This window comes from Streptomyces sp. NPDC001508 (assembly GCF_040298665.1).
Lineage (GTDB): Bacteria > Actinomycetota > Actinomycetes > Streptomycetales > Streptomycetaceae > Streptomyces.
Window position 1 is genome coordinate 45,015 of sequence record NZ_JBEPAP010000043.1, and the last position, 14,652, is coordinate 59,666.

General features: G+C 72.3%; 14 protein-coding genes and 1 pseudogene. 11 read left to right on the forward strand and 4 right to left on the reverse strand.

Annotation, left to right across the window (positions count from 1 at the left end):
• Positions 1–93 precede the first annotated feature (93 nt).
• The 5 genes and pseudogenes from ABT245_RS30820 to ABT245_RS30840 all read left to right on the forward strand — a co-directional run.
• Positions 94–1,233 carry an inorganic phosphate transporter gene (locus ABT245_RS30820; protein WP_351739767.1) on the forward strand — a complete coding sequence of 380 codons (1,140 nt, stop codon included), beginning with the start codon at positions 94–96 and terminating at the stop codon, positions 1,231–1,233.
• 45 nt (positions 1,234–1,278) lie between these two features.
• Complete coding sequence (locus tag ABT245_RS30825) at positions 1,279–1,512, forward strand: hypothetical protein (RefSeq protein ID WP_351739770.1); 234 nt, start codon at positions 1,279–1,281, stop codon at positions 1,510–1,512.
• Between the two features lie 363 nt (positions 1,513–1,875).
• Positions 1,876–3,318, forward strand: coding sequence for a family 43 glycosylhydrolase (locus ABT245_RS30830; protein WP_351739773.1), 1,443 nt, complete (start codon positions 1,876–1,878; stop codon positions 3,316–3,318).
• Positions 3,319–3,632: 314 nt separating this feature from the next.
• Complete coding sequence (locus ABT245_RS30835; RefSeq protein ID WP_351739776.1) at positions 3,633–5,207, forward strand: transcriptional regulator; 1,575 nt, start codon at positions 3,633–3,635, stop codon at positions 5,205–5,207.
• A 166-nt stretch (positions 5,208–5,373) separates the two neighbouring features.
• A pseudogene (locus tag ABT245_RS30840) lies at positions 5,374–5,694 on the forward strand (hypothetical protein); the annotation flags it as partial.
• Between the two features lie 64 nt (positions 5,695–5,758).
• On the opposite strand, the gene ABT245_RS30845 reads toward ABT245_RS30840, so the two are convergent.
• Complete coding sequence (locus ABT245_RS30845; protein WP_351739778.1) at positions 5,759–6,178, reverse strand: YunG family protein; 420 nt, start codon at positions 6,176–6,178, stop codon at positions 5,759–5,761.
• A 90-nt stretch (positions 6,179–6,268) separates the two neighbouring features.
• Between ABT245_RS30845 and ABT245_RS30850 the strand changes: the two genes are divergently transcribed.
• Together ABT245_RS30850 and ABT245_RS30860 are read left to right on the forward strand one after the other, a co-directional pair.
• Complete coding sequence (locus ABT245_RS30850; RefSeq protein WP_351739844.1) at positions 6,269–6,409, forward strand: hypothetical protein; 141 nt, start codon at positions 6,269–6,271, stop codon at positions 6,407–6,409.
• Between the two features lie 259 nt (positions 6,410–6,668).
• Complete coding sequence (locus ABT245_RS30860; RefSeq protein ID WP_351739780.1) at positions 6,669–7,295, forward strand: hypothetical protein; 627 nt, start codon at positions 6,669–6,671, stop codon at positions 7,293–7,295.
• 62 nt (positions 7,296–7,357) lie between these two features.
• Here ABT245_RS30860 and ABT245_RS30865 read toward each other — a convergent pair whose 3' ends face one another.
• Positions 7,358–7,891, reverse strand: coding sequence for a hypothetical protein (locus ABT245_RS30865; RefSeq protein ID WP_351739781.1), 534 nt, complete (start codon positions 7,889–7,891; stop codon positions 7,358–7,360).
• Between the two features lie 188 nt (positions 7,892–8,079).
• Positions 8,080–8,208, reverse strand: a complete 129-nt coding sequence (locus tag ABT245_RS30870; protein ID WP_351739783.1) for a hypothetical protein — start codon at positions 8,206–8,208, stop codon at positions 8,080–8,082.
• Between the two features lie 262 nt (positions 8,209–8,470).
• Here ABT245_RS30870 and ABT245_RS30875 point away from each other — a divergent pair, with 262 nt between their 5' ends.
• Entirely contained in the window at positions 8,471–9,379 is a 909-nt protein-coding gene (locus ABT245_RS30875; protein WP_351739786.1) for a metallophosphoesterase family protein, read from the forward strand.
• A complete protein-coding gene (locus ABT245_RS30880; protein WP_351739789.1) occupies positions 9,327–10,010 on the forward strand; it encodes a 4'-phosphopantetheinyl transferase family protein in 684 nt (227 codons plus the stop codon). The genes ABT245_RS30875 and ABT245_RS30880 overlap by 53 nt, the downstream gene beginning before the upstream one ends.
• 215 nt (positions 10,011–10,225) lie before the next feature.
• Here ABT245_RS30880 and ABT245_RS30885 read toward each other — a convergent pair whose 3' ends face one another.
• On the reverse strand, positions 10,226–11,461 hold the full coding sequence (locus ABT245_RS30885; RefSeq protein ID WP_351739792.1) for an MFS transporter: 1,236 nt from the start codon (positions 11,459–11,461) through the stop codon (positions 10,226–10,228).
• 1,134 nt (positions 11,462–12,595) lie between these two features.
• Here ABT245_RS30885 and ABT245_RS30890 point away from each other — a divergent pair.
• A complete protein-coding gene (locus ABT245_RS30890; protein WP_351739795.1) occupies positions 12,596–13,132 on the forward strand; it encodes a GNAT family N-acetyltransferase in 537 nt (178 codons plus the stop codon).
• Between the two features lie 3 nt (positions 13,133–13,135).
• Positions 13,136–14,647, forward strand: a complete 1,512-nt coding sequence (locus tag ABT245_RS30895; RefSeq protein ID WP_351739798.1) for an ABC transporter substrate-binding protein — start codon at positions 13,136–13,138, stop codon at positions 14,645–14,647.
• Positions 14,648–14,652 lie beyond the last annotated feature (5 nt).

Below are 14,652 nucleotides of genomic sequence, written 5' to 3' on the forward strand. Positions count from 1 at the left end.
AGCGGTCCCGGCGCTCGGGTTGCGTGTCGTGGTGGCCTCGTCAGGATGGATAGCAGCTACTCGTACGAGGCACCGGGTGGGAGGCCGTCGGCGGTGGAAAGCTTCTCCTTCCTGCTCATAGCGGTCATCGTGACCGCGCTGGCCTTCGATTTCACCAATGGCTTCCACGACACCGCCAATTCCATGGCGACCTCCATCGCGACGGGGGCACTGCAACCCCGGGTGGCCGTCGCGGTCGCGGGCGTGCTGAACCTCGCCGGTGCGTTCCTGTCCACAGAGGTGGCCTCGACGATCTCGAACGGGCTCGTCAACGACTCCAGGGTCTCACTGGTCATGATCTTCGCCGGTCTGGTCGGCGCGATCCTGTGGAACCTGACGACCTGGCTGTTCGGCCTGCCGTCCAGTTCGTCGCACGCGTTGTTCGGCGGGCTGATCGGTGCGGTGTGGGTGGGAACGGGCGGATCGGCGATCCACTTCACCCAGGTGCTGGAGAAGATCGTGATTCCCGCGATCGCCTCACCGGTCCTGGCGTGTGCGGTGGCCCTGATCGCGACGTATCTGGCCTACAAGATCACCCAGCGCACCACCGCGCACAAGGCCGACGCGGGTTTCCGTGCGGGCCAGGTCGGATCGGCCTCGCTGGTTGCCCTGGCCCACGGCACCAACGACGCACAGAAGACCATGGGCGTCATCACCCTCGCGCTGATCTCCACCGGGTTCCTCCGGCACGGCTCGCAGCCGCCGTGGTGGGTGGTGCTCACCGCCGGGCTGGCCATCTCCCTGGGCACCTACGTCGGCGGCTGGCGGATCATCCGGACCATGGGCAAGGGCCTGACCGACATCCACGCCCCGCAGGGCTTCGCCGCCGAGACGACGGCGACGGCGGTCATCCTGTCCTCCTCGCACCTCGGGTTCGCGCTGTCCACCACACAGGTCTGCACCGGCGGCATCCTGGGTTCGGGTCTCGGCCGCAGGCTGGCCAGGGTGCGGTGGGGCATCGCCGGGCGGATCGCGGTGTCCTGGGTCCTGACGCTGCCGGCCGCGGCGGCGGTCGGCGGGGTCGCGGCCTGGGTGGCCGGCCAGGGCGACCTGGGGGTGGCCGTTGTGGCGGGCGTGGCCGTGGCCGCGGCCACCGGCTTCTATGTGCTGTCCCGGCGCCGGCCGGTCAACCCGGACAACGTCAACGACGTGCCGCCACGGGAACGCGAACTCACCGGCTCCTCCGCCGTGTGATCAGCACCGTCCCCCTGGTTCCGGCGGTCGCGGAAGGAGCGCGCGATGGACATCAAGTGGGACAACCTCGGAGAGGTGTCCCTGGCCAGCTTCGGCGTCACGATCGCGGTGGTCGTGCTGTTCTCGCTCGCCATCGCGGCCTGGAACCGGGCCGGCGGCCTGCGCGCCGGCGCGGCGAGCGGCGGACCGGCGCGGGTCGCGGCGGGCGCCGCGGTGCTGTGCATCGCCGCGTGCCTGGCGGTGGCGGCGTACGGCATCGACCTCATCGTCCCGGGGTGAGCCCCGGACGCCGACGACCGGAGACCGCCACGACCACTCGGCGCGCACCGCGTTTTCACCGCGTTCTCGTACGGCATGGCTCGGTCAGGGCGGGTGGCGTCGATGACCGCCCCCGTGCTCGCGACGGCCGCGAGCGGGCGGTGACTGCCGTACGGCTGTGGTTCGACTGCCGTACGCCAGTGGCTCGACTGCCGTACGCCAGTGGCTCGACTGCCGTACGGCTGTGGTTCGACTGCCGTACGCCTGTGGTTCGGCCTGTTTGCCGCGGGGCCTGTTTACATCGATGAAAGAGCTGTGGTGCCATAGGCTCGCCATCTGAAATCGCCCGGAGTTCCGGGCACTTGCCCAGGTGAGGAGCCGCGGATGCCGCGTCGGTCCACGAGTGCACGGTTGGCAGTTCTGCTGGCCCTGCTCATCGGCCTGTTCTGCGTGCCACAGGCCCAGGCCGGGCAGCCGGCGCCCGCGGTCAAGGCCGCGGGCACGTTCCGGAATCCGCTGAACACGGGCCCGGACCCCTTCCTGACGTATGCGGACGGGGCCTACCGCCTCACCACCACGCAGGGCGACAGCATCAGGATGTGGAGTGCGCCCTCGCTCGGCACCCTGCTCGACGCGGACCCGGTGACCGTGTGGACCGACACCGACCCCGCGCGCAACCAGCACATCTGGGCGGCCGAGTTCTACCGCTTCGGCAACCGCTGGTACCTGTACTACACGGCCGATGACGGCGTGGACGACCATCACCGGCTGTACGTCCTGGAGTCGGAGGGCGGCGATCCGACCGGGCCCTACCACTTCAAGGCGAAGCTGACCCCGCCCAACCACGCGAACGACTTCGCCATCGACCCCGGCGTCTTCCAGCACAACGGCAAGCTGTATCTGGCGTACGCGGGGATCAACGCCTACCAGCACAACGGTCTGAACATCGCCCCCATGGCGAACCCCTACACGGTCTCCGGGGACGCGGTGGCCCTCGACGCCGACGGGGGCTGCCCGGAGGTGCGCGAGGGCCCCGAGTTCCTGAACCGCAACGGCCGTACGTGGCTGACGTATTCGACGTGCGACACCGGCAAGCCCGACTACCAGCTGTGGATGCTGTCCCTGCCGGACGACGCCGATCCGCTGACGCCCGGCAACTGGCGCCGGCACCCCGGCCCGGTGTTCTCACGCGATGACGCCAAGGGGGTCTACGGCCCCGGCCATCACGCCTTCTTCCGGTCGCCCGACGGCACCCAGGACTGGATCGTCTACCACGCCAAGACGACCGCGAGCAACACCTACGGCAACCGCACCACCCGCGCCCAGAAGATCGGTTGGAAAGCGGACGGCAGCCCCGACCTCGGCAGCCCGCTCGCCCTCGGCGCGACACAGGACCTGCCGTCCGGCGACCCCGGCAACGGCAACTACTGGATCAACGACGACGGCCGTTCCAGCGGCGCCGGCCAGGTCGCCTACCAAGGCGCCTGGAACTCGGGGACGGGCTGCGCGGCCCAGTGCTTCTGGAGCGACGACCACTGGAGCGACCGGGCGGGCAACACCGCGACCTTCACCTTCACGGGCACCCGGATCGCGTTGCTGTCCGTGCGGGACACCGGCAACGGCATCGCGGCCATCAGCGTCGACGGCGGCGCCGAACAGCGCGTCGACTTCTACGCATCGCCCCGGACGGGAGAGACGCTCCAGTACCTCAGCCCGCGTCTGCCCTCCGGCCGGCACACCCTGCGTATCCGGGTGACCGGGGAACACGACGCGTCGTCCAGCGCGTCCTTCGTGAGCGTGGACAGGGCAGAGGTCTACACCGACTGAGACCGGTCACCCGGCCGGGGCCCGCCCGCCGCGCGGCGGGCCCCGGTTGATCCGCGATCGCAGGGCTCCGTTGCCCAATTTCGGCGTGTCCAACACCCTGTCCGCCCAGGACGACCCCGCACGCGGCATCGGCGCCGCCCGCGACCGGCCGCTTGCCGAGTTCCGCTCGTACGCCGCCGCCTCCGGCGGCCGGATGACCGGGCAACTCCAGCCGTACGTCCAGGAACCGGCGTCCCGCGGTGCGGCACGCTGTCCGCGAGGGAAATACAGTGCCTCTGGAACACTCGAACGGGGCACGGTGAGATGGAGGAACGGTGTCAGGGGCGGCAGAGGCGGGGGAGACGGAGGAGTTCGCGACGCTGCTGCGGGGGCTCAAGGACCGTTCAGGACTGAGCTACGGGGCGCTGGCCAAGCGGCTGCACATGAGCACGTCGACGCTGCACCGCTACTGCAACGGCACCGCGGTCCCGAACGAGTACGCGCCGGTCGAACGACTCGCACGGGTGTGCCGGGCGACGCCTCAGGAACTCGTGGAACTGCACCGGCGATGGATCCTCGCGGACGCGGCACGGGGGCGCAGGGCGGACCAGGCCGGGGCGGCGCGGACGGGGGTGGGCGGTGCCAACGGGCCCGCCCCGGCGAAGAGTTCGCCCCAGGACGCCGGTTCGGCCGAGACGGGCGCCGCGGCCGGTGCGCCGCGTACGGCGGACACCGGTTCGGCGGCGGATCCCGAGCAGTCTGTCGACGCGGTACCCCCGACGCGGCCGGATTCGGCACCACCGCCCGGCACGGCCGCGACTCCGTCCGCCGCCGCGGCTTCGTCCGCCGGGACGGGCTCGGCTCCGGGAACGGGCTCGGCTCCGGGGACGGGCTCGGCCCGCACCGCGGCGGCGCAGGGCGGGGGCGAGGACGCCGGGCCGGGTGAGCCGGGTGAGCCCGGTGAGCCGGTCGTCGTCGGCGTGACGGGGGAACCCGCGCGGCCACGGCGCCGGCGTACCGCGCTGATCGCCTGCGCCGCGGTGGCTGCCGTACTGGGAGCCGTGGCGATCGTCGTGCAGCCGCTGGCGGGCGGAGACGGGGACGACGCGCGGGACGAGTACGCTGCCGGTGCCACCGCGGTCAGCGGCACGGCCGACACCGAGTCACCGACCGCCGCCCCGTCCCCGAGCGGGCGGAGCCGCACACCGTCCGCATCGTCGTCCGCCACCGCCACCGGGTCCGGCGCCCCGTCGGGCAGCGGCAAGCAGGGCACGGCGGTCGAGCCCACCCGCGGCAGCGGCACCGGCACCGGCGCCACCCCGTTGACCGTCGGCATCCGCCCCTACGTCTATGAGGACCCGTGCAGCCAGCACTTCCTCGTCGACAGCGAACCCGAGCAGGTCGGCCCGCCCGCCAGTGAGCAGGACGCCCTGCGCTGGGCCGGCGCCTACGGTGCGGTCTCCTCGGGCGAACAACGGGTCGCCCTCACCGTCCAGGGCACCGGCGCGGACACCGTCGTCCTGGAGGCGCTGCACGTACGCGTCGTCGCCAAGGGCGCACCGCTCGCCTGGAACGACTACTCGATGGGCGTCGGCTGCGGCGGCGGTGTCGGCACCAAGTCGTTCGACATCGACCTGGACAACGGCAGTCCCACGGTCACCGTCAAGAACGGCCAGCGCGACTTCCCGTACAAGGTCAGCGAGTCCGACCCGGAGGTCTTCTACGTCGACGCCCGCACCGAGGCCCACGACGTCCGCTGGGACCTCACCCTGGACTGGTCCAGCGGCAGCCGCCGCGGGACCCTCCACATCGACAACGCCGGCACCCCGTTCCGGACCAGCGCCGATGTCGGCCGTCCCGGCTACGACTATCCGCTGGGCGGCAGCGACTGGATCGAACGGGTGGGCTGACGGGCCCGGCCCCGGCCGTAGCGCCATGGCGGCGCCGAGGACGAGCACCCGTGTGCACGCCATCGGCCGGGGCGCCGCGCGCGCCATGCCGCCGGCCGGGTCGGGGACGCGTTCCCCGAGGCCGGCGGAGTCGGACCGCCCAAGAGCCGAACGGCGGCCCCGCACGCCGAGGCCACCCCGCAGCGGCCGGCTGGCGCGACGCCTGACCACGCCGCTGCGCGACCTGATGGCCATCGGCTCGCTGACGGGCGTCACCGTCGCCGCCACCCCTCACCCCGCGATGGTCTTCCGCCTCCACGGCGCCTCAGTGCTCGACATCGTCGTGATCGCGGTGCTCCCCGCCGCCCAGAACCTCTACACCTACGCCTCCCCGTACCTGGTCGCCGGACAACTCGCCCATGAGCCCATCCTGTTGTCCACCCTCTTCTCCGTCCCCGGCCTCATCGCCGTCGCCGCGCTCCTCGGCCAGGCGTCCGTGGCGGGGTGACCGCGGCCGTGTCCGACGTGCGCGGCGGCATGCCGTGGGTGCGGACCGACCGGGCCGAGCGCCGTCAACCGGCCGCGGAAGCGGGCAGCGTTGCGTGCGCGGGGTCCAGTTTCTCCATGACACGGTCGCGGAGGAGTTCGTACTCCTCGCGGAGCCTGCGCCACTCGGTGAGCGGAGGGCGGGGTATGACGGTGCCCGCGGTGACGATCTCCTGCGGCCCGAACTGCTCCCGGGTGAGGTCGATCTCGACGCCCATGCCGAGGCGGTTCCACCAGTGGTGGTCCACGCGTTCTCCGTTCACGTGGACTTCCCCGCGGATCAGCTCCCCTCCCAAAAGATCGTTGAGCACCATGGCCGTCACACCGCACTGGTCCCGGGCCGGGTTGTCCGGGCTCCAACGCGACCGGAACTCAGGCGTGCACGTGTCGGCACCCCAACTGCTGCGAACGGCTCGCTCGATGTCAGCGAGAAGCAAAGGCGTCATACCGCTGATCCTCTCAGCCGGCACTGACAACGGGGCTCCGAGAACGGGTGGCTGTCCTCGTACCTCGATCTCGACCGCAGGGGAGCAAGCATGCGCGACGCCATCGCCACGCCCGAGGGCGACCGGATCCGCTGGGTGGAACTGCCGGGGCAGGACCTCTCCTGCACGCCGCCGCTGGCTCCCTTTCGGCCACCACACCGGGAGCATCCCGGTCAGGGACGATCATTTTGATCCAGGCGATGTCGGCCGCCGCGTCCCTGGCGTCCCGTCGCACCTTGTCGGGCATGCGTTCACGCGGCAGCGGTCCGCCGAGGTCGGTCATCATGGCCGGGGCGCGTCGGATGCGGATGCAGGTGTCGACGTCGTCGGGTGTGACGTTGCGCAGGTGCATGGAATCCTCCTCGTGATACAGGCAGTTGTGCTTCCCGTTATCGTCCTCCCGGGGGATAAGCACCGTGGATGAAGGGACGGGGTGGGTAAACCCGTGGATGTGACCACGCTCGCCGTCGCGCTCATCGGCGTCGGTGGGACGCTCGGCGGAACTCTGGGCGGGGCCGTGCTCAGCCGGCGCGCCAACCGGGAGCAGAACGAGCGTGCCGATCGGCAACGCGCGGAGGAGCGCGAGGACCGGGTGCAGGAGGCCCGGCGTGATCTCTACGCCCGCCTGAACACCACGGCTCGCGCCTACCGGATCGCCGCCCGGGACGCGGTCCGCGCCGCCGAGCGCGGTGAGAGCGTCGACCCGGCGGTCCTCGACGCCGCCAAGGAAGCCTGGGCGGAGCAGTACTCCCAGGCGCAGATGGCTCTCGCGAAGGACGTCCTGGAAGTGGCCTCGATCCTCAACAGGGCGCTCGGGGTCGGGTACTCCGTCGTGAAGCAGTTGCCGAGTGGTCCCGCTCCGAGCGGTTCGTACGACCGGGCGAAGGCATGGTTCAGCGGTCCGCTGTCCGACGGCGTGTATCTGCTGAGGGTCTCGCTGCGCCATGACCTGGGCGTCGAGACCGAGACCGACTTCGCGCACACACGTACGCGGATGCTCGCCGCGCTCGAAGGCGCGTGGCGGACCCATGAGCGCGAACTCGCCGGGGACCGGGCGCGGGCTCCCGGGCCCGGGTGAGCGCCGGGAACGCGCCCCTTGGACAGCGCGGAGAGACACAGCGGAGGGGACACAGCGGAGCGCTAGTCGGTCCAGCCGGTGGCGGTCAGCACCTCGTGGGCGATGTCCGGGACGGTCCGGCCGTCCGTCGCTATCCGTACCGTCCCCGCAGCGGCCCGCTCGTCCAGGAGGCGCGCCTTGCGGGCGCTGCGCTCCAGTTCCCGGTGCAGCTCGGAGCCCAACTCCCGGCGCACCAGCCGCTCGCGTGCGGTGGCGTCGGAGGAGGTCAGGAGAACCCGGACGAGCCGCGTCCCGGGCCCCAGGGCACGCTCGAACATGCCCGCCGAATCGGGCAGCACGCTCAGCGTGTTCGTGTAGAGGAGCCGGCGGTAGCCGCGCCGGGCGAAATTCGCCCACACCGCGGTCAGGTTGGCCTCGGTGATCTCCGCGCGGTCGGGATCTCCCCGCGGGGCCGGATGCACCTGCCCCATGAAGTCACCGTCGACGACCGCGTGCGCCACCGCGGCGGTCCGCAGCAACGCCGACACCTCCCACCCCACCGTCGTCTTGCCGACTCCCGCCCGACCTCCGATGAGCAGTGCCTCCGTATGCGTCATGGCGGCAGCGTGCCATCCCGTCCGCGGCGCACGCGAACGGATATGCGCCCTGGCCCGGGTCCGCGTGCGTGACCGGGCGAGCCGCTGAGGCCGGGCCGGGGGCGGCGGGGACGTGTGTGGTGGGGACGTATGTGGCGGGGCTGTGGGTGGCGGGGACGCATGTGGCGGGGACGCATGTGGTGGGGACCCTATGCGGCGGGGCTGTGGGTGGTGGAGACATGTGTGGTGGGGACATGTGTGGCGGGGATGTGTGTGCGTGGCGGTACGGCGACCGTGTCGTCGGTCACCGCGACGGTCGCGCCGACACTCGCGCGCACCGCTGACGGAGGCTCGCCGAAGCGCCCGTGTGCGGAACACACACGGCCTACGGTGCCGGGGTGGGCAGCAGTGCCGCACGCTGTGGGTGGCCCGGTCGAGCCGGGCCGGGAGTCGCACATCCGTGCAACTGCCGTACACCTGCCGCCCCGGCCTCCCACTGCTGTCCCGTCGCGACGCGTGCCGGGCTGATCCCGGTGGGCCTTGCCCGGCGGGCGTCCGACGTGGTCTCGTGGAGCCCTCGCGTGATCGGAGGGATGACGGGTGGAGTCGTCGGCCGGGAGGACCGGCGGGTTGCTGGCCATCAGCGACCTGCATGTGGGATATCCGGAGAACCGGGCCCTGGTGGCCGGTCTGCGCCCGGACTCGGACGCGGACTGGCTGATCGTCGCGGGCGACATCGCCGAGACGGTGGCCGACATCCGCTGGGTCCTCAGCACGCTGGCGGACCGGTTCAGCCGGGTGCTGTGGGTCCCGGGCAACCATGAGCTGTGGACGCATCCCAAGGACGAGGTCACCCTGCGCGGAGTGGCGCGCTACGACCATCTGGTCGCGTTGTGCCGGGAGTTGGGCGTGACCTGCCCGGAGGACCCGTATCCGGTGTGGGAGGGGCCGGGCGGCCCGGTGGCCGTGGCACCGCTGTTCCTGCTGTACGACTACTCGTTCCTCCCCGTCGGATGCGCCACGAAGGAAGAGGGACTCGCCTACGCGCACAAGACGGGCATCGTGTGCAACGACGAATACCTGCTGCACCCGGACCCCTACCCGAGCCGCGAGGCGTGGTGCCGGGCACGGGTGGCCGAGACGGAACGCCGGCTCGCCGAACTGCCGGACGGGCTGCCGACGGTGCTCGTCAACCACTACCCGCTGGACCGGCATCCGACGGAGGTGCTGTGGTACCCGGAGTTCGCCATGTGGTGCGGCACGCGGCTGACCGCCGACTGGCACCGCAGGTTCCGGGTCGCGACCATGGTCTACGGCCATCTGCACATCCCGCGGACCACCTGGCTTGAGGGCACCCGCTTCGAAGAGGTGTCCGTGGGCTATCCCCGTGAGTGGCGCAAGCGTCCGGGACCGCCCGGCACACTGCGCCGTATTCTGCCGATGGAGGTCGGATCCGGTGATCGAGGAGCTGCTCCCGGACTCGGTCGTGACCGTGGAGATGCACGGTGACGACGGGATCGAGGAAGGCCCGCTCTACCCCGAGGAAGAGGCGCTCGTGGCCCGGGCGGTGGCCAAGCGGCGCCGTGAGTTCTCCGCCGTGCGCGCCTGTGCCCGGCGGGCCATGGCCAAGCTGGGTGTGCCCGCGCAGCCGATCGTGAGCGGCGAGCGCGGCGCCCCGCGGTGGCCGGCCGGCCTGGTCGGCAGCATGACCCACTGCGAGGGCTACTGCGGCGCCGCCCTGGCCCGCGCCACCGACCTGGCCTCCCTCGGCATCGACGCCGAGCCGCACGCCCCGCTTCCCGACGGCGTCCTGGAGTCGGTGTCCCTGCCGCAGGAGCGGCGTCGGCTGAGCGAACTGGCCGCGGCCCGGCCCCGTGTGCACTGGGACCGGCTCCTGTTCAGCGCCAAGGAGTCCGTCTACAAGGCGTGGTTCCCGCTCACCGGGCAGTGGCTCGACTTCGGCGAGGCCGACATCGAGATCGTCCCCGAGCCCGGCGACGACCCGCATGGCGGCTTCCGCGCGGCGCTCCTCGTCCCCGGGCCGCTGGTGAACGGTCGGCGGGTCGGGGTCTTCGACGGGCGCTGGGCGGTGCGGCGCGGTCTGGTGACCACATCGGTGACGATCCCGCACCTCTCCTGAACCCCGAGGGTCCGGCCAGCCGTGCCGCACGTCTCCTGAACCCCGGGCGCCGCGCTTCGACGGGCCACACGCCGTGCCCCGCCCGTCCGGACGCGGCCCTCCGTGCGCGAGCGCCGTCGGGGCGCGGCCGTGCCCATGCAATGTCCCGGCCGTCGGGCGCGGGTTGTCCTCCGGTCGGCCGGTGTCAGACGGGATAGTTCGCCGGTCGGCCGGTGTCAGCCGGGTAGTTCGCCGAGGGGCGGGTGTTTGCGGCGCGTCGTGACCAGCATCGCCCAGACCGAGAAGACCAGCGGTATGGCGCCCGAGACGATCACCTGGCCGCGGCTGGAGACCAGGCTGTTGGGGGTGCCCAGCAGATAGCCGAGGCCGATGCAGGACCGGGACAGCGCCTGGTAGCAGGCCCAGGCACTGCCGTGCACCTCGGCGGGCACATGTGTGTGCACCGCGTTGCGCAGCCCGACGTTGCACGTGCCGTTGCCGAAGCCGCCGAGCAGGAACAGCGGGAAGATGATCGCGGCCACCGGGACGATCCCGGCGAACAGCAGTCCCAGCGAGATGCCGAGCACCCCGCCGAGGATCAGCGCGGTGTCCCGGTTCGCCCAGCCCGCGCGGCCCGCGAGCAGCGCCCCGGGGATGCTGCCCAGCGCCCAGGTGGCCAGGAACAGGCCGAAGACGGTGTCGTCGCCGTCGGCGACATCGCGCAGGTAGTAGACCCCCGCGACCACCTCGATGCTGGTGGCCAGCATGGCGGCGGCCAGGGTGGGCAGCAGCGCACCCACGACCGGCGCATGCCGCAACGCCTGGTATCCGTCGGAGAGTTTCGCGGAGGGCCGCCGCCCGAGCGTCACATCGGCGGACCGGGGTACGGCCAGCGCGGTGCACCAGGCCAGGACGAGGAACGAGACGGCGTCCGCGCCGAGCAGCACGGAGGTGCCCCATACGGAATGCAGAAAGCCCGCCAGCGCGGGACCGAGCAGCCCCGCGGCCGAAAGACCCGCCGTGAGCAGGCTGTTGGCCCGGCCCGTGGACTTTGTCCCGGCCACCACGGGCAGGATCTTGAAGCCGGCGGCCACCGACGCCACACCGGCCAGCCCGGCCACGGCGATCAGCGCCACCCGCAGATGGAAGGCGTCGACGGCGGTGGCCGCGCCGAGCGACAGCGCCTGGGCGACCAGGGCCCACAGACACACGGCCCGGGCCCTGAGCCGGTCCACCAGGGAGCCGATGAGCGGCGCGGCGACGACCGTGGGCACGAGGTCGGCGAGGAACACCTCCGTCACACCCCCGGGGACGTCGTCGTGCGCCGCGTCCAGCACCATGCCGAGGGAGGCGAGCGAGTCTCCGACGCGAGAGAAGAGCGTCCCGGCGATGAGGATGAGCGCGGGACCCGGGACGAGCATCGTGCGGCGCAGCACGGCGAACGACGTCTTCCGCGTCTTCTGTGTGTCCAATCGATTCCAATCCGTCCGCTTCCGCGGCACCCAGAGGCTGCCTGCCGAACAGATTAGGCCGGTTCACACAGAGGGAGGGCGTCCACCGGCCATACGGACACACCACTGTCCGTGGCCTTCGCGGCAGGCGGCTTCCCTACGCGAGTACCAGTTTCTCGGCCATGAGCGGCACTTCACCGGAAGTCCCACATTCCTGCTCCGGGAATCCACGGAACGCCCGGCAACGCGTACGCGGCACCAAGCCGCACCAGGCCGGCACAGGTGGGGCACAACTCGCCGAATGCGCCAAGGCGTTGACCGCGCTTTTCGGCCAGATGCCGCGGCTGCGCCGGTTTTCCCCGGTCAGCGTCGGTGGCCTGGTGTACCGGCCGGGAATCGGCACGCCGGTCACCGCGCGTTTGTCGAATCCCGTCGGGTGAATGTCCGGAAAATGTCGGGCCGGACCTCGGACGGCCTGCCCCGAGTCGTCGCGCGGTCCCCGGCAGCCGTGAATTCCCGGAAGTTTCGGGGCGGTTCGAGAGCATCGCGGAGGATCACGGAAAATGACGGAAGATGACGGAAGAAAGATCTCGAAACGTAACCGGCAGGCAAGTCCCGGTAATCCTCGCCGAATACGGCTGTCACGCCACGGCGCTCTCAACACGACGCGTCCGTGCGCACATCGAATGCACTACGACCTGACCACCGCCGACCGTACGCCGCCGCCCCGGACGGCGCGCCGCCGTGACCGCGGGACGCCACAGGACGACAGAGGGGCGCCCGACCGCGCCCACCCGCACCACCCGCACCGCCCGCGCCGCGCCCCGTTCGCGCTACGAACATGATCCTGATGTCCCCGGCCGGCCGATGCCCGCTGCGTGACCGGCACCGGACCTCGTGACCCGCGTGGTGGAGGTGCCCCCGAGGCGCGTCCCCTCCACGTCCGCCGCCTTCGCCGTGGTGACGCCGTTGGCGGGCACGATCGGGGCGTGACCGCGGCCGGGCACCGCGGTGTTGGGGTTGTCGATCTGGATCGTCCGGTCGATGTGCGCCGCCACCGAAGCCGGACCCCCGGGCCGCCTGAGCCTGGCCCGGGGGAGCGTGGCGATGGGTGAGGTGATCACCGTCGCGCGGCTTGATGCATATGATGTGCAGGTGCATGAGATCAGCATCAGGAGTGCGGGGCCCGAGGACATCGGCGGGGTTCGCGGTGTCATGCTCGACACCGTCTACCGGGACTTCGGCACGGGGTACGTGCCCCGGTGGCACGAGGACATCGTCGATCCGCTGAGTGCCTACGTCCGGCCCGAGCGGCACGCGCTGCTCGTCGCCGTGGACCCGGCCGGCGGAGAGGTCGTGGCGACCGCCGCGCTCGACTCCCGCGGGCCCGCGCACCCGCCCAACCCGCCGCGGCTGGCCCGGTGTTACCCGTCCGGGCAGACCGCCCAGCTGCGGCGGGTGTATGTGCGGCCCGAGTACCGCAGGCGCGGCCTCGCCCGACGGCTGGTGGCCGAGTTGCTGGCGTTCGCCGCGGCGGACGGCGGCTACCGTTCCGTGTATCTGCACACCGACCCGGCCGTGCCCGGCGCCGAGGCGTTCTGGCGGTCCCTCGGGAAGGTCGTGCACGACGAGCGCGCCGACCCCGGCGCGGGACAGGGCATCGTGCACTTCGAGATACCGATGGGGCGGTGACCCATGCGGCTGCGTCTGCCTCGCCGCCCGCGCCGTACCCGGACGGTCTGCGCCCTGCTGCTCGCCCCGCTGCTGACCGGCTGCTTCGCCTCCGGCGGTGACCCGCGCGGCGGCGACACACAGGACGGCCGGCGGCTGCGGGTCGCACTCGCCTTCCCGCCCGCCGAACGGCTCTCCCCGTACGGCGCCGACGCCACCATTCTCAGCCGGCTCGGCGTCACCGAGGGGCTGACCGCGCTGGACGGCAACGGCGCCGCGGCGCCCGCGCTCGCCCGGTCCTGGCGGCGCGACGGCGCCCGCGCCTGGGTGTTCACCCTGCGCGAGGCCGCCTTCCACGACGGCGGCGACGTCACCCCGGCCGCCGTCGTCACCGCCCTCACCCACGCCGCCGGGGCCAGGCCGGCGCCCGCCGCGCTGTCCGGCGTCACACTGACCGCGACGGCCGAGGGCGAGCGGACCGTGCGCATCACCACCAGCCGGCCCGACCCGATCCTGCCGCTGCGGCTGTCCAGCCCGAGCCTCGCCGTGCTGTCCCAGCGGGCGTACGGGCCGGACGGCGACGCCGACCCCCTCGGCACCGGCACCGGCCCCTTCGCGCTCACCGAGGTCACCGGCGCCACCGCCGCCACCCTCGGCCGGTTCGACCACTACTGGGGCGGCCGGGCCCAGGCAGCCGGCGTCGACGTCCGGTTCATCGCCGACGGCACCGCCCGGGCCAACGCCCTGCGCACCGACGAGGTCGACATCGCCGAGGCGATCCCCGTCGCCCAGGCCGCCACCCTCGACCCGGCGACCCGGCGCGAGACCGCGACCACACGGACCACCAGCCTGCTCCTCAACAGCGCATCCGGCCCGTTCGAGGACCCCGCGCTGCGTGCCGCCGCCCGCGCGGCCGTCGCCCCCTCGGCTCTGGCCGAAGACGTCTACGAGTCCCACGCCGACCCCGGCGCCGGGCTCTACGGGCCCGCCGTGACCTGGGCCGACGGCAGGCACCTCGAACCCGTCGGCCGCTCCCGCCCGGGCCCGCCGAACGGTGCCGCCGTGACCCTCGCCACCTACGACAACCGGCCCGAACTCCCCGAGATCGCCCAGGTGCTGAAGCAGCAGCTGGAGCGGGCCGGGTTCCGGGTCCGCCTGGTGGTGCGGGAGTACGCGCGACTGGAGGGCGACGCGCTCGCCGGGACGTTCGACGCGCTCGTCCTCGCCCGCAACAGTCTCCTCGACACCGGCGACCCCGTCGCCGTCCTCGCCAGTGACTACGGCTGTGACGGCGGCTACAACCTGGCGCGGCTGTGCGACAGGGGAGTCGACCGGGCGGTCGCCGCGGCCGAGGACACGGCCGACACCGCGAAACGGCAGGGCGCCGCCCTCACCGCCGAGGCCCGGATCCTCGGCACCGACGCCGTCGTACCCCTCGTCCACCAGCGTGTCATCACCGGCGTCGGCACCTCGGTGAAGGGTGTGCTCCTCGACCCGTACGAGCGCACCCTCGTCGGCACCGGCACCCGGCGCTGACCCGT

Excerpts from the sequence above, each read along its gene's own strand:
- ABT245_RS30895 (WP_351739798.1), top strand. The coding sequence starts at position 13,136 with ATGCGGCTGCGTCTGCCTCGCCGCCCGCGCCGTACCCGGACGGTCTGC.
- ABT245_RS30850 (WP_351739844.1), top strand. The coding sequence starts at position 6,269 with ATGCGCGACGCCATCGCCACGCCCGAGGGCGACCGGATCCGCTGGGTG.
- ABT245_RS30845 (WP_351739778.1), bottom strand. The coding sequence starts at position 6,178 with ATGACGCCTTTGCTTCTCGCTGACATCGAGCGAGCCGTTCGCAGCAGT.
- ABT245_RS30830 (WP_351739773.1), top strand. The coding sequence starts at position 1,876 with ATGCCGCGTCGGTCCACGAGTGCACGGTTGGCAGTTCTGCTGGCCCTG.
- ABT245_RS30865 (WP_351739781.1), bottom strand. The coding sequence starts at position 7,891 with ATGACGCATACGGAGGCACTGCTCATCGGAGGTCGGGCGGGAGTCGGC.
- ABT245_RS30825 (WP_351739770.1), top strand. The coding sequence starts at position 1,279 with ATGGACATCAAGTGGGACAACCTCGGAGAGGTGTCCCTGGCCAGCTTC.